At 33.8% G+C, this 18,229-nt stretch carries 14 protein-coding genes and 1 pseudogene; 6 read left to right on the forward strand and 9 right to left on the reverse strand.

Annotated features, from left to right (window positions below; all coding sequences use genetic code 11):
• Positions 1-209 precede the first annotated feature (209 nt).
• Positions 210-2,207: a DNA topoisomerase IV subunit B gene (gene parE / locus FD20_RS07785; RefSeq protein ID WP_057737419.1), complete on the forward strand. Its 1,998-nt coding sequence runs from the start codon at positions 210-212 to the stop codon at positions 2,205-2,207.
• A complete protein-coding gene (gene parC / locus FD20_RS07790; protein ID WP_057737421.1) occupies positions 2,207-4,666 on the forward strand; it encodes a DNA topoisomerase IV subunit A in 2,460 nt (819 codons plus the stop codon). The genes parE and parC overlap by 1 nt, the downstream gene beginning before the upstream one ends.
• A gap of 133 nt (positions 4,667-4,799) precedes the next feature.
• On the opposite strand, the gene FD20_RS07795 is transcribed toward parC, so the two are convergent.
• On the reverse strand, positions 4,800-6,497 hold the full coding sequence (locus FD20_RS07795) for an Rqc2 family fibronectin-binding protein (RefSeq protein ID WP_057737423.1): 1,698 nt from the start codon (positions 6,495-6,497) through the stop codon (positions 4,800-4,802).
• A 229-nt stretch (positions 6,498-6,726) separates the two neighbouring features.
• On the opposite strand from FD20_RS07795, the gene FD20_RS07800 reads away from it, so the two are divergent.
• The 3 genes from FD20_RS07800 to FD20_RS07810 all read left to right on the forward strand — a co-directional run bounded on the left by FD20_RS07800 (position 6,727) and on the right by FD20_RS07810 (position 9,050).
• On the forward strand, positions 6,727-7,149 hold the full coding sequence (locus tag FD20_RS07800) for a MarR family winged helix-turn-helix transcriptional regulator (RefSeq protein ID WP_057737425.1): 423 nt from the start codon (positions 6,727-6,729) through the stop codon (positions 7,147-7,149).
• Between the two features lie 91 nt (positions 7,150-7,240).
• Positions 7,241-8,104: a DegV family protein gene (locus FD20_RS07805; protein WP_057737427.1), complete on the forward strand. Its 864-nt coding sequence runs from the start codon at positions 7,241-7,243 to the stop codon at positions 8,102-8,104.
• A gap of 109 nt (positions 8,105-8,213) precedes the next feature.
• On the forward strand, positions 8,214-9,050 hold the full coding sequence (locus FD20_RS07810; protein WP_057737429.1) for an apurinic/apyrimidinic endonuclease family protein: 837 nt from the start codon (positions 8,214-8,216) through the stop codon (positions 9,048-9,050).
• Positions 9,051-9,316: 266 nt separating this feature from the next.
• On the opposite strand, the gene FD20_RS13790 is transcribed toward FD20_RS07810, so the two are convergent.
• Positions 9,317-9,487 carry a hypothetical protein gene (locus FD20_RS13790; RefSeq protein ID WP_235807737.1) on the reverse strand — a complete coding sequence of 57 codons (171 nt, stop codon included), beginning with the start codon at positions 9,485-9,487 and terminating at the stop codon, positions 9,317-9,319.
• Between the two features lie 281 nt (positions 9,488-9,768).
• Here FD20_RS13790 and lepB point away from each other — a divergent pair, with 281 nt between their 5' ends.
• Positions 9,769-10,365 (forward strand): signal peptidase I, encoded by a 597-nt coding sequence (lepB, locus tag FD20_RS07820; RefSeq protein ID WP_057737433.1) that lies wholly within the window; start codon positions 9,769-9,771, stop codon positions 10,363-10,365.
• 550 nt (positions 10,366-10,915) lie between these two features.
• On the opposite strand, the gene FD20_RS07825 is transcribed toward lepB, so the two are convergent.
• From FD20_RS07825 to FD20_RS07855, 7 genes and pseudogenes are all read right to left on the reverse strand, one after another.
• Positions 10,916-12,067, reverse strand: coding sequence for an IS30 family transposase (locus tag FD20_RS07825; protein WP_057737435.1), 1,152 nt, complete (start codon positions 12,065-12,067; stop codon positions 10,916-10,918).
• Positions 12,068-12,329: 262 nt separating this feature from the next.
• Positions 12,330-12,917: a site-specific integrase gene (locus FD20_RS07830; protein WP_057737437.1), complete on the reverse strand. Its 588-nt coding sequence runs from the start codon at positions 12,915-12,917 to the stop codon at positions 12,330-12,332.
• A gap of 421 nt (positions 12,918-13,338) precedes the next feature.
• Complete coding sequence (locus tag FD20_RS07835; RefSeq protein WP_057737439.1) at positions 13,339-13,737, reverse strand: NgoFVII family restriction endonuclease; 399 nt, start codon at positions 13,735-13,737, stop codon at positions 13,339-13,341.
• A 159-nt stretch (positions 13,738-13,896) separates the two neighbouring features.
• The gene (locus FD20_RS07840) at positions 13,897-15,552 is read right to left on the reverse strand and encodes a hypothetical protein (RefSeq protein WP_338040550.1); all 1,656 of its coding nucleotides are present in this window, start codon (positions 15,550-15,552) and stop codon (positions 13,897-13,899) included.
• On the reverse strand, positions 15,539-16,750 hold the full coding sequence (locus FD20_RS07845) for a DNA cytosine methyltransferase (RefSeq protein WP_057737441.1): 1,212 nt from the start codon (positions 16,748-16,750) through the stop codon (positions 15,539-15,541). The genes FD20_RS07840 and FD20_RS07845 overlap by 14 nt, the downstream gene beginning before the upstream one ends.
• Positions 16,751-16,828: 78 nt before the next feature.
• Positions 16,829-17,251, reverse strand: a complete 423-nt coding sequence (locus FD20_RS07850; RefSeq protein ID WP_057737443.1) for a very short patch repair endonuclease — start codon at positions 17,249-17,251, stop codon at positions 16,829-16,831.
• A 500-nt stretch (positions 17,252-17,751) separates the two neighbouring features.
• Positions 17,752-18,172: pseudogene (locus FD20_RS07855) on the reverse strand (site-specific integrase).
• Positions 18,173-18,229 lie beyond the last annotated feature (57 nt).

Raw genomic sequence — 18,229 nt, forward strand, 5'->3', positions numbered from 1 at the left:
CCTTAGGTTAATACGACCTATTTTAGCACTGTTTACACTGTCGCTTCAAATCATTTTTTTGTGCTATGCTTATTAACGGTATTGGGTGAACTAATAAATGATACTTTACATTTTTTTATTCGGTGGGTTATGATATTGAAGTCTTAATTCAAAACATAAAGCAAAAATTTATTTAATTAATACTCCAAAAGTAGAAGGGGTTTAAATTCATGGTAAAAGAAAAGTATAATGATGAATCTATTCAGGTATTAAAGGGGTTAGAAGCAGTAAGAAAAAGGCCCGGAATGTATATCGGTTCAACTGATAGCAAGGGACTGCATCATCTTGTTTACGAAATTGTCGATAATGCAGTAGATGAGGCTTTATCGGGTTTTGGAAGTGAAATAAATGTTATTTTACACAAAGATGATGGCGTAACTGTAATTGATCATGGACGCGGTTTACCAGTAGGAATGCATGCACTTGGTATACCGACTGTTGAAGTTATTTTTACTGTTTTGCATGCAGGTGGGAAGTTCGGTCAAGGAGAATACAAAACGTCTGGTGGTCTTCATGGTGTTGGGGCCAGTGTTGTGAATGCACTCTCGTCCAAAATGAGTGTTAACACAGTTCGAGACGGAGTTGAATATGAAGAGGATTTTAAGAATGGCGGTCATCCAGTTGGAACTTTGCGAAAATTAGGAAAAACGCGTAAGCCAACGGGAACACGGGTTACTTTTTACCCTGATCCTGAAATTTTTACAACAACTCATTATAATTACGATACTTTATCAGAAAGATTACGCGAGTCAGCTTTTTTGCTTAAGGGCGTTAAAATAACTCTGACAGACGAACGAACTGATCAAGAAGATATCTTTAAGTTTGATGAAGGCATTAAGGAATTTGTTGCCTATCTAAATGAAGATAAAGACACTTTGGGCAATATTATGTACTTTGACGGTTTTAAAAGTGGTGTTGAAGTTGAAGTTGCTGCACAATACAATGATGGTTATTCCGAGAATATTATGTCATTTGTCAACAATGTGCGTACTAAGGATGGTGGAACACATGAAGTTGGGATGCGATCAGCTTGGACCAAGGCTTTTAATGAATATGCACGCAAGGTTGATTTACTTAAAGAAAAAGATAAAAATCTTGAAGGCAGCGATGTTCGAGAAGGCTTGGCTGCAATTATATCTGTCCGTATTCCTGAGGAACTTCTTCAATTTGAAGGGCAAACAAAGGGGAAACTTGGAACCCCCGAAGCGCGATCAATTGTTGATAGTGTAGTTAGTGAACAGCTTGGATTTTACTTGATGGAGAATGGTGAATTTGCACAGGATCTGGTTCGTAAGTCGCTTAAAGCCAGAGAAGCTCGGGAAGCGGCGCGCAAAGCACGGGATGAGAGTCGCAGTGGAAAAAAGAAGCATAGAAAAGAGCGGCTTCTCTCGGGCAAGCTAACACCCGCCCAGTCTAAAAATGCCAAAAAAAATGAGCTCTTTTTAGTCGAGGGAGATTCGGCCGGTGGTTCTGCCAAACAAGGTCGTGATCGAAAGTTTCAAGCTATCTTGCCTTTGCGTGGAAAGGTATTGAATACTGAAAAGGCTAAATTACCAGAAATTTTGAAAAATGAAGAAATTAATACAATGATATATACGATCGGCGCAGGCGTCGGTACTGATTTCGATATTAAAGATGCAAATTACGATAAAGTGATTATAATGACCGATGCAGATACTGATGGGGCACACATTCAAACGTTGCTGTTAACATTTTTCTATAAATACATGCGACCGATGATCAACGCAGGAAAAATTTACATTGCTTTACCTCCCCTGTATAAGTTACAAAAGAAAGTCAAAAACAAAATTGTTGTCAAATATGCTTGGACAGATGATGAGCTGCAATACGCAGTAGCCAAGATGAAAAAAGGCTATGCACTTCAGCGTTTCAAAGGGTTAGGTGAAATGAATGCTGATCAATTATGGGAAACCACAATGAATCCTGAATCGCGCACACTGGTACGTGTAAAAATCGAAGACGATGCATTAGCTGAAAAAAGAGTGACAACTTTAATGGGGGATAAAGTTGAACCCCGTCGTAAATGGATCGAAAAAAATGTTCAATTCACTCTTGAAGAAGACGGTAGCCTATTAGATAATACGGTCGTTGAAGGAGCACATGGAGAGGAAGAAGTAATAGATTCTGACCAAGGAGATGAAAGCTAATGGTTGATAACTCGGGAGAAAATAGTAATATTCAAGAATTGTCGCTTGAAGCGGTCATGGGAGAGCGTTTCGGAAGATATTCAAAGTATATTATTCAAGAGAGAGCCTTACCTGACATTCGTGATGGACTAAAACCTGTTCAACGCCGTATTTTATATGCTATGAACCAAGATGGAAATACATACGACAAGGCTTTTCGTAAATCAGCTAAGTCCGTCGGAAATGTAATGGGTAATTTTCATCCCCATGGAGATAGTTCGATTTATGAAGCCATGGTTCGTTTGAGTCAATCATGGAAACTGCGTGAGCCTTTGATTGAAATGCATGGGAACAACGGGTCAATGGATGGTGACCCGCCAGCTGCTATGAGGTACACTGAAGCGCGTTTGAGCAAGATCTCAGGTGAGATGTTGAATGACATCGAAAAGGAAACAGTTGATTTTGTTCCTAATTTCGATGATACAGAAAATGAACCGACTGTTTTACCAGCGCGTTTCCCCAATCTGCTTGTGAATGGTGCAACGGGAATTTCAGCGGGATATGCTACAGAGATTCCGCCACACAATCTTCATGAAGCAATTCAGGCAGTAATCTATCTTATGGAGCATCCTAAAGCTAAGCTTGATAAGCTAATGGAGTTTGTTAAAGGACCGGATTTCCCAACGGGAGGAATTGCCCAAGGAATTGACGGAATTATCAAAGCTTATACTACTGGTCGTGGACGAGTTATGCTGCGTTCCAAAACTGAAATTGAACAGTTAAAGGCAAATAAAGAACAGATTATCGTTACTGAGATACCATATGAAGTCAATAAAGCTTTGCTGGTCAAAAAAATTGACGAAATTAGGCTATTAAAAAAAGTTGAGGGAATAGCTGAAGTAAGGGATGAAAGTGATCGTGAAGGGCTGCGGATTGTTATTGAGCTTAAACGAAATGCTTCAGGTCAAGGAATTCTAAATTATTTATTCAAGAATACAGATTTACAGATATCATATAATTTCAATATGGTCGCAATAAACAATAAACGTCCGGAGCATGTTGGACTTAAGGCAATATTGAGTGCTTATTTAGAACATCAGAGAACGGTCACTACTAAACGTACTAAATTTGATCTTAGAAAAGCACAAGAAAGAAAACATATTGTTAGTGGCTTGATTAAGGCGTTGTCTATTTTAGATCAAGTTATTAAAACGATTCGTGCCAGCAAAAATAAAAAAGACGCAAAAGATAATTTAGTTGAGCAGTATAGCTTCACCGAAGCACAAGCGGAAGCAATTGTTTCTTTACAACTGTATCGTTTAACTAACACTGATGTAACGGCGCTTCAAGCAGAATTTGATGAACTGCAGCAAAAGGTGCAAAATTATCAGGCGATTTTGGCAGATCCAAGCATGCTTGATAGGGTTATAAAAAAAGAATTGCGTATTATTGACAAAAAATATACCTCACCGCGGAAAACGATTATTCAAGATCAAGTTCAACAACTTAAAATTGAAACTGAAGTTCTCATTGCACCAGAGGATGTTGTGGTAATGGTAAGTCGAGACGGTTATTTAAAGAGGAGTTCGCTGAGATCATTTAAAGCATCCGGAAAAGATGATAATGGCTTGAAAAGTGATGACTTAGTAATTTTTCAGGACATAGTCAATACACTTGACCATCTCTTTATATTCACAGATAAGGGGAATGTTATCTATCGGCCAATACATGAGATTCCAGAGTACAAGTGGAAAGAAACGGGAAAACATTTATCACAAACAGTCAGCATGGATAAAAATGAAAAAATTATTCAGGCCTTTAGTTTTCATGATCTCAAACAAAAAGGAAATTTCATTTTTGCTTCTAAAGAAGGGTTCATCAAGCAGACAGCTTTGACTGATCTGCAGCCAGGACGAACTTATAAGAGCAGAGCTGCTCAATGTATGAAACTTAAAACAGATAGTGATCGTCTACTTATGATAAATTATCTTCCTGAAGATACTAAAAATGATTTACTATTTGTTCTAGCAATAACGCATGGCGGATATGGGCTCAGATACAAGTTAAATGAAGTGCCAGTTAATGGTTCTAAGGCAGCTGGTGTCAAAGCAATTGATCTTCGTGAAGATGTATTAGCTTCGGTTATTCTTGTTCAGGAAAAAACGCAGGTTGGTATTTTAACTCAACGTGGAGCGTTTAAGAGAATGAAGGTTTCTGAGATAACACCAACTGCTCGTGCAAGGCGCGGAGTTCAGATATTGAGAGAACTTAAACGGAGTCCTCATCGTGTCGTTCTGGTGAAGGCTTTGAAAAATGGTGGAAAACTTAGAGTTACAACAGAAAAAATGAAGACAATTACGATTGATCCGTTCGAACATCCTAATGTAGACCGTTATTCAAATGGTTCTTTTGTCATCGATGTCGAAGAATTCGGTATTCCAATATGGGCTGAGATCATTGAAACGCAACAAAAGGATTAAATAACTGTGCATATTAAACTGAGATATCAGCGGTTAGGAAATATTTAGAAAGAATAAAGCTGCAGCAAATTAAAATTTTGCCGCAGCTTTATTCTTTCTAAATATAATATAATTATAATGTTTTGATTTAAAGTTATTTTTTCAAAGAATCGACTAATTGTCTTTGAGGGGTTACAAAAAGTGTTTTTTGTCCTTCATAAATAACAAAACCGGGTCTTGCACCATTGGGTTTGCGTATTTTTTTAACTTGAACATAGTCTACCGGTACAGTTGCAGAAGTTCGCGATTTAGAGAAATAGGCGGCTAAGTTAGCTGCCTCAAGCAACGTTTGCTGGCTCGGATCATTTGAGTAGATAATGACATGAGATCCGGGGATGTTTTTAGCATGCAACCAAATATAATTTTTATGTGCAGTTTTCAAAGTTAAACGATCATTTTGAAGATTGTTTTTCCCAACAGCTATTTTTGTGTTGTCACTAGAAAAATACGTAGCCGGTTGGCTGATTTTATCTTTGCGTACTTTCCCGTGCTTTGTGCGTTTTTGAGCTTTAAGATAACCTTGCTGTTGTAGTTCAATTTTAATATCTGGGAGATCTTGAGGCTCTGCAAGTTCGATTTGGGTTTGCAATTCTTCGAGATAATTAATTTCTGATTGTGTCAAACCAATCTGCTGCTTAAGAAAAGATACCGCATTTTTAAGCTTTTGATATTTTTTAAAGTATTTTTGAGCATTTTGGGAAGGTGATAATTGGTTAGACAGGGAAATTTTGACTAGCTTATCTTCTTCATAGTAATTTGGTAATTCTATTGAGGTCATCCCGCGTTTTATCTGAAAAAGATAGGTCGTAAGCAATTCACCTTTAACACGATATTGGTCGGCCTTACCAGTTGAACTCAACTCTTTTTTTAACTTTTTGAGCTTTTTACGATTTTTCTGCAAATTATTTTTGATGACATGAATCAATTGACTTCCTTGTTGTTGAACTCGATCAGAAGTCGCTTTATCTCGGTAAAAAATATCTAATAGTTCGCTTAAAGTTGAAAATGTTTTCTTAGTCCTCTCAGCAGAGTAGGCAAAACAAGTAAAAAAGGTTTTTTTACCATCAATAAGACTGGGAGTAGGGTTGGTTGTCTGATGCAAAACATTCTGCCATCCGAATTCAGGATCCTTGGCATAAGCATGCAATTGTTCGGCAAGGTACAATGCATGTTCTTTTGCAATTCCCTGGTAAGCTTTGCTTAATTGGCCTGCAAGTACCTCTTGGTTTGGATAGTCCTTGATCAGATTTAAGTAGTATTCCGTATCATCTGTAAATGGATCTAGACGTTCTTGTTTTGGAGGTCTATTGTATGTTGCGTTTGGTAAAAGCGTCCGAAAACGATTTTGATCAGGACCTATATGCTTGATTGTATCAATAATTAAATTTCGAGATGGATCAATCAAAATAACATTGCTGTAACGACCCATGATTTCAATACTTAAGACCAAAGGCAGTCTGTCACCAAGTTCATTTCGTGTCTCAAAACTTAAGTAAACTACACGATCATTTTCAAGCTGTTCGACTTTAGTTAACTTTGCTCCTTCGAGATATTTCCGGAGAGCCATTGTAAAATTAGTTGGAACAGGAGGGTTCTTATATGGCATATCTGATATTTGAATGCGTGCATAGTTCGGATGTGCTGATAAAAGCAATGGGAAATTATGCCGCTGAGCTCGAACGGTAACTATCACTTCATTAGGAAAAGGCTGTGAAATACGACCGACTCTTCCAGAAACCAGTTTTTGGAGCTCATGAACCATGGCATGCGTAAATAAACCATCAAATGGCATGGAGACCAACTCGCTTTCTTAACAATTATGGTGCTGATATTCCTTATTTGCTGTTTATAATTGTACCTTTTATGCAGAAAAAGCGCAAAAAGGCAACTAAAGTATAGTTTGATAGTGCAATTAAAGTTTTTATGTTGCGCTTGAAGTTTAAATATAACATAATGACTTTGTAGATTAAATTTGCATATTGCATATTAGAGCAATATACCTATTTGAGGAGGTAATGAGTATGCGGTCATCTTTGGACAGTCTATTGATACTCGAAAGAAAATATCACAATATTTTAGCTGAGGTTGCTAAGCAACAAGACTTAACAATTGCAGAGTGGCAATTACTTATTAAAATAAACAATGGATTACAGACACAGGAACAACTTGCCCATACAACGAAACTTAATATTTCAACCCTAAGTCGACAATTGGCCCGTTTGGACGCAAAAAAGTTTATTACTAAGATGCAAACTAATGGAACACGTGGAAGGGGATACTTTACATATTCAGGGACGGAAAAGGGTGAAGAAGCTGTGCAAAAAATGCAAAGTTCTCTTAAAACTTTAGAACAAAAGCTTTTTATGCGCTGGTCTGATGAAGAGACCACGTTGTTACAAGTACTGTTAAATAGATTGGTTCAAAGTATGAAGAGGTTTGATTAAGTTGCCCACAACATAAGTATGCTGGATGAAAAAAATATTTTGTGTTATGATTACATTCGTAAGAATTTCCCAAAAAGTAGGTGTAGGATTCATGAAAATTGCTGTTGTTACCGACAGTACCGCTTATTTAACGGATAAGCAGATCAACGATTACAATGTTCACGTAGTTCCAATACCTGTGATTATAGATAAGAGGGTTTATAAAGAAGGTATAGATATCTCTACTGAGGATTTCTACCGTAAACTCAAAACAGCTGATTCTTTTCCAAGCACATCGCAGCCGCCTATAGGCGAGCTAATTTCTTTATATGAGTCTTTGGGCGATCAAGGCTATGACGCAGTGATAAGTATTCATTTGTCCAGTACGATTTCAGGATTTGTTCAAACATTGACAAACATTGCTGGAGAGATTCATAATGTTAAAGTGGTTCCATTTGATTCTCAAATCACGGTCATGTTAATGGGAAATATGGTAATTGCAGCAGCACGAATGGCCCTAGCAGGTGCTAGTGTCGATGAAATCTTGGTAAAATTGAGAGAATTACGAGCTACGACCAATGAGTATTTTATTGTCGATGATTTGCAGAATCTTGTTCGTGGAGGTCGTTTGTCTAATGCATCGGCCTTTATCGGGAGTGTTTTGAAGATAAAGCCATTGTTGACCTTTGATCGCGAAACTCATAGAATTGTTGCTTTTGATAAAGTTCGTTCTACAAAAAAAGCAATTAAGCGTGTTGAAAAGCTTTTTGCACAAGAGTGTGAGAAAATTGATTATCCGCTTCGTTTAATCATTATTCATGCAAACAATGAAGAAGCAGCCACTGCTTGGAAAAATGAACTATCAAAACAATATCCGGATTTTCCGATTGATATTAGTTATTTTGGTCCTGTCATTGGTACGCATTTGGGTGAAAAAGCCCTTGCGCTGGCGTGGATGAAGGATATTGAAAAATAAGAAGAGCAATAATTTGATTTTAGAGACTGAAGGGCTAATAGCAGCAGTCTCTTTTTTGTATTTGTATATGTTGGAAAAGATAATTATAATTTTTAAGGAGAATTAATAGATGAACAGCATTATAAAACCGTTATTGGGACTTAAAGCTGGGACAGAAGCTAATCAAGTCAATGATCGTTTGAAGTATTCCCCAGACGTTTTTGAGTTTTTTACAAATGAAAATGATTTTACCCCCGAAGGTCTGAAAAGGTTGGAATATGATATACAATGGGTCAAAGCAGATGCAACATCTAAGATTATACTTCATCATCCGATGCGTTATAGGAATGAATTTACTGAACTCGTAGCACCTGAAAATGTGTTTCCCGAATTACGCAAGTTTATTTATCAGAGTACAGAAAATCTTTTGCAGTTTGCTTTTGATTACAATATTCAGGTGTTAGTACATGGTTCATATGCACGACATACACAATTTTTTATTGATATGTATCCAAACCTAGAAGATGCACGTCAATCTGTATTTAAACAGTTAGATAGATTGGCAAAATTGGGACAGGAGCATATCATGTTCGAAAATTCGATTTCACCGATTTTTTATTATGGAGACAAGCATGAAGAAGATGATATCTTAGAACGAGGATATCGCTTAGCTTTTGACACGAGCCACTGTTTTATTAAATGTAAAGGAGATAATAGGCTGCTACAGAAGTCGCTTATGCATTTAAAGAGTCAGGTGGTTCATTATCATTTGGTCGATTCGATGGGTAAAAAGCATGATAGTCTAACTCTGGGTCAGGGGAAAATAGACTGGAGAAAAATATTGCCTTTGCTCAATTCAAAAGCAACAAGTATTTATGAAATAAATTTGAGCAACCAAGAAGATGCAAAAGAACAAGTTGAAAGTCATGAATATTTAAGTAGTATTTATTCCGATGGATGTAAGTAAGGATCAACAACTAAGAAATAAATTTAAAATTGGTTTAAAAAGCTGTGTGTGTGCTTTGTTTTACTGTTTCTAAATTGAACCGTGGGTTACAATAAATACCGGAATCAACTTTAGTATTTATTTTGAGGCTATAGTTTATATTATGTATATGGTCTGCTACGAGTTTAAGGGATGGTGAATTTGAACAAATTTTTAAATATTTGTGTTGGAACTTTAGGAACTTTGTATGTTCTTAATGATATATTCTTTAAAATAATGATCAAGCTCTATCGTCGACAAGGATACACATTCCAGACTGCAGATAAAATTGCCAGTAATGTGAACTTTTTTTCTATTGTAGTTGTAATGACAATTCTTTTAGTTTTAATCGGTATTTTATCAATAATTGGTAACATGATTTTATTTGCTCGCAGCAACTTTCTTTTGAGAGTCTCCATGAATATTACCAATATATTGATGCCTTTTTTATATGTTAATAGAATTTGGTTTATTTTTTACGAGCTTCTTTCATGCGGGCTATTCCTTGTTTACCTATATACACTGAGTGTTAGGCGCAGCAACAAGAATATCGAATTCGATCTTTTTTAATAACGGATATCTTATCCCAGAGAGAGTTTGATGAATTAAGGTTTATTGATTAAATAGTATTACAATGTATAGTATCACAATGTTATGTTAAGATTAAGATAAAATAAGTTTTAAGTTTGAAGGAGAAAAAATGAAAGCTTTTAAAGAAATAATGAGTTGGATTATTCCGGTACTTATTGGATTGGTGATTGCATTGCTTGTAAAACAATTTTTCTTTTCATTAGTAAGAGTTGATGGAACGTCAATGTATCCTAATCTTCAAAATAATGAACGTGTGATGATGTTGAAACAGGCTAAAATTAAGCGCAATACGGTGATTGTTTTTAATGCACACGGAGTCGATAAAAATTCACCTTCAGTTACGGAAAGTACTAAATATGTTAAGCGTGTTATCGGATTGCCTGGTGACAAGATTGAGTACCGTAATGATGGTCGTGTTTTTGTAAACGGTCAAGAGCAGTCTCAGAGCTATATAACAGCTTCACAACGCCGAGAGGGTACTCTGATGCTCAGTTCCAGCTTATCTGAAGCTCCAGGTGTAACTTTGGGGACTGGAAAAACTTTTACAGTCCCTGAAGGTAAGTACTTTGTACTTGGTGATAATCGTAAAAATTCTAATGACAGTAGATATTATGGTTTTGTTCCAAAGAGTAAAGTTGATGGTGTTGTCAAAGTAACATTTTGGAATGCCAAAAGTAATGTAATTAACTCGTATGGTAAAAAATAGTAAGACAAAAGAAATGTTAGGTTGATTTGTATCGTCGTATAAATAAAATTTTATTTTTTAATGAGCACCAGTGACAGTTTTTCATTAAAATGGTTGAATTATCATAAATTGTGTCAATTGAGTTGAGATTATAAGATAAAATAAAGAGTAAGCACTTATTCTTTATTATCACTACTTTCGATAATATATATTATGTAAACTAGAAAAATAAGAGAATTTGTCAAGTCCGAATTTTAATCTAACCCCTCACTTATTTTTATGCATCGCTGAAAGTGCTGTTAAAACAGCGCTTTAACGCATAAAAAACAAAAAAATAAATTTGAAAAAGAAAAATAAATTCAAAAAAATTGCAAAAAATCAGTAGAAAAAATAATCGTCAAAATTTATAACCAGCAAAATAATTTGATTTGCTAGCCAAATTTTGACGATTATTTTTTATTTTCATGTAAAAATCATGTTTTTTAGTGATTTATGCAATGATTTTTTTGAATTTTACACGTAAATCTTGCTACGAATTTTACTAATTATTTTTGATGAAATTTGCTTTAAATTAACGTTTCTTAGTGTTTTTAGAACATCTTAAATGTCGTTTATAACCAAAGGTTCGATCAATTTCATGCATTTTTTGTCTGAATACATCTCTCGGTGCTTTATAGTTTAAAACAGCCTTTGGCCGTTTATTAATCTTATGTAATACGCGACGAATATCATCATTGTTAACATATTCAAAATGTGTTTTCTTTGGAAAATATTCCCGCAACATCCGATTAGCATTCTCGTTCGAACCACGTTCAGCCGGACTGTACGGGTGTGCAAAATACGCCATAAGTTCGTATTCACGTTGCACTTTATTAATCACAAAGTGATTGGCAAATTCAAATCCATTGTCAAATGTGAATGATTGAACAATATGTTTTGCACGTTTCCCCAATAAGTCCATAAATTGATCCAAGACCTTACATACCGCTTTTCCAGACTGAGATTCAGCTTTTAAAACAATATAATAACGTGTTTTACGTTCACAAAACGTCACAAAGACTTGCCGGTAACCTTTTTTTGGTAGAACACAATCAACTTCCCAGTGACCAAAAACTTTACGCTTATCAACACCTACTGGGCGTTCTTCAATTGAATGTTTAAGTGGGCGAACCAGCTGTTTTTCTTTTTGCTTCACCCTCTTTCTTTCAGTTTTTAATTCAGCCGCCCTCTTTTCTTTAGCGTTCATTTCAACTGTTCTTTGCGGTCTCCCTCGACGATACTTATGACGATAACGTAAATTAGATTCAGAAACGCCTGGGATCATACCGCGGTAAATCCAGTTATAAATTGTATTGCGACTCAATTTTAATTCTTTATGAGTTTCAGCAATCATTTGTGGTGACCATTTATCATCTAAAATCCTTTTAGCAATAATCCGTGCTTTTTTCTTTGAATACTTTTTTTTAGTACCAATCCGATCTTTTCTTAAGTCGGCATATTGTTGGGCTTCTTCGGCATTATAACGATAAGCATGCCATTTACGTGGTCTCAATTTATAATCCGAAAAGCGTTGACTCCGACGGAGTTCATTATTAATCGTCATAACTGTTCGGTGTAACCGCCGCGCAATTTCTGCCTGATTATGAATTCCTTCGGTGTTCCATAGATAATCAATTTGACCACGCTCAAATGGCGTTAAGTGATAAGCTTGTTTTCTCTGCATATCCTCCCTCCTTTCTGCTTATTATTAAGCGTCGGTAATTAATTATATAATTTATCTAGTATAATTTACTTTTCATTTAGATTAATTCTTTTATTTTTATCATCAAATTAAAAAGATTTTGAAACACTTTTGTAAAGATAAAATGTTATGAGAAAAAGAAATAATTCGGTTGAACTAAAAACGTTCAACTAAACCCCAAATAAAAAATTGCTTGCCCTGAAAACATAGACAAACAATTTTTTATTTGAGGTGTAATTAAAAGCTAACCGAAATCGATTTTATCCAGCATATGTTCCCTACTTACCTGATCTAATCCAAGGTATTTTAAGGTCATAGCCTCACTACTATGATTAAGCAGCTGCATAACTAAACCAATATTATAATTTGTTTGTGTATAGACGCGATATGCGCCAGTTTTACGCATAGTATGCGTACCTAAATAATTAATTCCTAGCAAGTCACCAACTCGTGCCATAATCTTATAAAACTGTTTTTCAGTAATATGACAACTAGGATTTTTAGTTGAAGGAAAAAGCCATTCAGACTGCAAATTATGTTTAATTAGCCATTGGTGATATTTTAATAAATCACTTTCAACTGGCTTTAAATATAAAGTATTAGATTTGCCAGTCTTTTTATCTCGAATATAGGCATTATGCTTAATTGAACCATCAGGACTATAAATATCCTGGTACTTTAAGCGCATAATATCACTTACTCGTAAAAGCGTAGCTTTACCAACTTGAAAAATCATATAGTTACGCTGACCGGCTTTAAAATCTTCTAGCAAACATTCCTGAACTTGTTGCAAGACATTGGAATCTTTAATTGGCATAACAATCTGTTTCATAATTTCAACTCCTTATTAAACGCATTATTTTTAACAATAGTTTAAATTCTTTATTAACAAAGAAAATGCCTTCATCTGCAAACGAAATTCCATCTCTTGAAATGCAAGCAATCTCTTTCCTATTTTTAGATTTTAAATACACATATATATCATCAGTACCACATACTTCTAAAGTATGATAATTCTCAACGGAATACTCTTGATTACATTTTTTACTAATCCTAATAACTTTCTAAATTTCATAAAACTCACCTCTTTCATAATAATATACGAAAAAAAACGCTCCTTTTTAGGGGCGATTAGTCAAATATATTAAAGTAAAAACGCTAATGATAAAACCTAAGATATATAAATATTGGTAATAAAGGAATCTGTAGGGTCTATTTCGGCAAATGGACCCTTGCAAGGTTAATTAAAGAATTTAAATCTTTGTTAATATTATATCAGTTGAAGAAATCCAATGTACTTCAATTCTGTCTCCAACGGCTGCATTTATTTGGTTAAACCAAACTCCGAGTTTCTTTAAATCGCCCGATGTTTGTAAATTTTTAGCATAAACATCATTTGCTTTTGTACTGCCAGCTACTTTAACTGTAACTTTCAATAATCCATCATCTGATGTAGCATTGAATTCATTATAACCTATTCCTTCTTTTCCTTTATTAGAATTATAAATTTCAAATTGTACAGCTTTTTCACGAGGTATGCTTATATAGGCCTCTCCGTCAATTTTATCTCGTGAATCTGTGTGTCTATTTGTTCCCCAAGATAAATTAGATTTTGTCAAAGATACTATAAAATAATCACCTTTTTTTGGCATTCAATATACTCCCCTTTTTTAATGATTAACTCTCAAATTAGAAATAACAATAGTTATTCTAATTATTGATCCCAAAATGATTTTAATATATAAATTTTAATTTTCAAATTGTAACCATGCCAAAATTCACCGTCTACAAAAATTGCAAATTTATTTATTTTATTTCCAAATGTCATCAGGTTCGTTTTCAGAATCAATCCAAATAAACTGAAGTTCAATATGATCGCTTTTTTTAATAAACCGAATACCATTTATTCCTATTTCGTTTAGCTTGTTATATGTTAATGGCTCATACTCTTTTAATTGAAATACATCTCTTAAAATCCACTTTCCCAATATTTTTTGTGAGCCAACAGATTCAATTGCTTTTCTGTTTTGTTGATTCACATATGCATTAATCACATCATTTGAAGGTAGAAACATAAGCTTAAACGTTCTTAATTCCTTATCTCTAACATATTTTTTCGATCCCGAAATAAAGATATTTTTTACAAAAAAATTAGGATACTGCTGATGAAATTGAGTCGATTTTGGAATTCTAATTTCTAATTCATCGGCTGGTCGATATACCATACTTCCAACATCTTTTTTGATTTTTTGATTATTAATTTGAGTGATAAAATGCATTAATTCTAAACGAATAGTGACCATCCTATCTTTATCTTCTTTTGTTGTCCATTTCTTCAATAATAATACTTTCAAACGATCGATTATATAATCAAGATTCTTTTTTGAAATTATATCGGAATAATCATTTTCAAACTTTTTTATGCGTTTTTCTCTATATTCATTTTCCCGACCCATTTTGCTTTGACCATAAAAAGCATTATAACCAGAGTATGGTTTAATTTCTATATACCAGGAATGAGACTCAGAAATTTTAGTCTTAACCGGGACAGCTCTACGTTTAAGGTTATCTTCACTCATATTTTCAAAAAATTTAAAAGCATCTTTAACATAAGTTACAGGCCATTTTTCCAAAACCATATTTTTATTGTTAAATGACATTAATAATTGGCTGTCCGCCGAAGTATATTTATAGCAATGATTAATATCATGAAAAATGAAATTTGTCGGATTTCTTACACCCGTACACCCATCAATTGCTATACTTTCAAGGTCAATAGGCATGTAGGTAGTTTCACCAACTAAAATCTCAGGCTTGTTATTCTTAGGAGTTGGCATTAAAACATGATATACTGCTTCAACGGAAATGTGATCTCGATTTTTAAACCCCTTTATATTTTCTTCTGATGATCTAATTCGACTGTTTCGTACTGTAGCTATTTTTTTTGCAAGACTTAAATAAAGATCATGATTAATTTTATTTATATCTTTTTTTGTAGATAGCCCCTTTGAGTTTTCTTTGATTTTATCTATAATTTCGGTCCATTGATCCGCACTAATGGCTTTAAATTGTGCAATTTTTTGATCTCCAGAGTTAAGCCCAAATGTCTTAATGCCAATTAGAAAACGTTTTTTAATTTTATCATCTATATGATCAATAGAAGCATCATAGGAAGTATTTCCTATATCTTCTCCAGTAGCATTAAATGATTTTTGAAAAGCAGTTTCTTGAAATTTAGAATTAACAATAGGAGGTACTATGCTTTCTTCATCTTCGGTTTTTTGTGCAAAAGCTTCACTTAAACTAGCAAAATTTGTAATAAGCCTTTCATATAATTCCTTCTGATCATTTGGTAATTGTCCCCACAATAAAAACACCCCCGCATTAAGAATATTCTTATTATATACTAAAAGAGCAATTAACGTTTTATTATCGCTAATTGCTCCCCCAAATTCAAATTTTTTCAATCATATAGAAACTTGCACTTTTTTTCTTTTGAACGAGTTTTAAATATTCATCATCAGATAAAAGGTTCTTTTCTGATTCTAAAACAATTTTTTTTAAGTTATCAATAGAGTCAGAATATTCTTTTACATAACTTTCGCCTTCAAAGTGACTACCAATATTAGAATATATTAAAGCATACCTACCATGATGTCTATTATCGTCAATCTTTATTTGATCATTGATTGCTTTACAAATTTGTAAAGCAATTCGATGAATAACTGGAACAACAACCGAATTACCAGCTTGTTTATATAATTGTCCGTTAGCGATATCTGGTAATTTAAATGTTTCTGGATATCCTTGAGCATTAAATGTTTCTTTAGGTGTTAACTTTCTAATTCTATCAGAATTAGTAAGAATTAGAGGAACATTGTGTCCACCAGTTCCCATATTTGCGGTTAATGTGGGTACCACTCCAGCTTTGTTTTCACGAACGTATTGTCGGCGCCATTGATAAATAGTATCGTGACTTGTCATATCGTTGACAAGATTATCATAGAAAGTCTGTTTGTCTCTTTTATAATAATATTTTTCATCTTTTGTGCCATCGAAATCTATGATGTCATGGATTGTTTTTGTTAATTTAATAGGATCGGGAAAATTGAATTTAACATAGTCAGTTGCATATTTAAATCCTACAATGTATATGCGTTCTCTATTTTGAGGAACATTCCCGTAATCTTTTCCATTAAGAACGTGCCACTTAATATAATATCCATTTTCTACTAAAGCTTCTCTAATAACCTTAAATGTATTTCCATGGTCATGTGTAACCAGATTTTTAACATTTTCGATAAAAACTACCCTGGGCTTTTTAGCTTTAATAATCCTTAGCATTTCAAAAAAAAGGTTTCCCCTCTCATCTTCAAAACCCTTTCGATAACCTGCAATTGAAAATGCTTGACAAGGAAACCCGCCCATAATCACATCGCAGTTAGGTATCTCCTTAGTACTTACTTCATGAATATCTCGACCATCTAAAAGTGTATCAGGGTTGTTTTTTGCATACGTTTTCCGAGCATTTTTATCGAATTCGTTCGCATAGACAACTCTGAACTTGCCAGTCTGTTCAAAACCTAGCTCAATTCCACCAACACCAGCAAAAAAAGAAGCAATACTATATTTTTGTGTATTGATGGAACTCACAGAATTTGTCATGTTAGTTCCTCTTTTCTTTATAAGAATAATCCTAAGTATAGCATTTTGGTCAAAAAAAAGCTGCCCCAAATGTTAATATTATTGTGAACTTCTCATATAAAAGAGAATTAACTCCGTACAATAATCCGGATTTTTTACAACTTCTTTTGACCAAAATCTAACAACTCTCCATCCTAAAGATTGAAGCTTTGAGTTAACTAGTAAATCCCTTTTCATGTTTTTTTCAATCTTGGGAATCCAATAACTTCTATGTGTATGTATATTATTTTGATTTTCGCTCCATTTATATCCATGCCAAAATTCGCCATCAATAAATATAGCAATATGATATTTTGTTATTGCTATATCAGGTTTTCCTGGTAGTTTTTTAAAATTTTTCCTATATCTAACACCATTGTTCCATAGTTTCTTTCTAAAAAGTAATTCTGGTTTGGTATCAACAGATTTTATGTGGCTCATGTTTTTTGAACGTTGTTCAGCAGTAAGAATATGATTAATCATATAATTTCCCTTCAACATTTTTATCTATTATTGTCATTGTTGTTTCCATTTTAAATTAATAGTTTCAGTAGCATTGTTTTGTCTTGTTTGTCGCTTTTGAGCTGATTTAGAAGAAGTTTCAATCAATCTAAATCCAGATAGTATCGAACGTAGCTCTTCAACTGACGATTTTTAGTAAGTGTTACTAATTGTAATTGTTGAATCAAGAATTTTTGCAATTTGAAATTTACTGATCTTTGACGTCAAATTGGTTTAGCAAAATCAATATTAGTTTTTTTTGATGTTTATTATTCTTGATTAAAATATATTTTATAGAACACCTTTTCTGAAATAATTATCTCATAATAACATCATCTTTGTACATCGAATTCCTTTCGATATCTAATAAAAGTTGGCTGTTTAATATCCGTATTACGGGCAACATACAAAAGGATATAATTTAAAAACTGACCGAAATCAATCTTATCTAGCATATGTTCTCTACTTACTTTGCTCCTAATTCAATATTTGGCACATGTTTTTCTAGATACTTGTTCTGATTCTTTCAGTGTTGAACCAATTAATATAATTTGATTGCGTATAAACACGATATGCGCCAGTTTTACACATAGTATGTATACCTAAATAATTAATTCATAACAAGTCACCAACATGTGCCATAATTTTATAAAATTGCTTTTCGGTAATATGATGATTATATCTTTTAGTTGAAGGAAAAAGCAATTCAGGCTACAAATTATGTTTGACTGAACCATCAAGACTATAAACGTCTTGAATAATATCACTAACTCTTAAAAACGTAGCTTTACCAATCTGAAAAATTGTATAGTTACGTTGACCAGCTTTAAAATTTTCCAGCAAGCATTTTTGAACTTGTTTTAAGACAGTTGAATCTTTGATAGGTAAGATAATTTGTTTCATGGTTTCAACCTCTTAATTAAACACATTATTTTTAATTCTGTTTGAATAAAGAAAATG

Origin of the sequence: Liquorilactobacillus uvarum DSM 19971 (genome assembly GCF_001434935.1) — a bacterium.
In the GTDB taxonomy this organism is placed as follows: domain Bacteria; phylum Bacillota; class Bacilli; order Lactobacillales; family Lactobacillaceae; genus Liquorilactobacillus; species Liquorilactobacillus uvarum.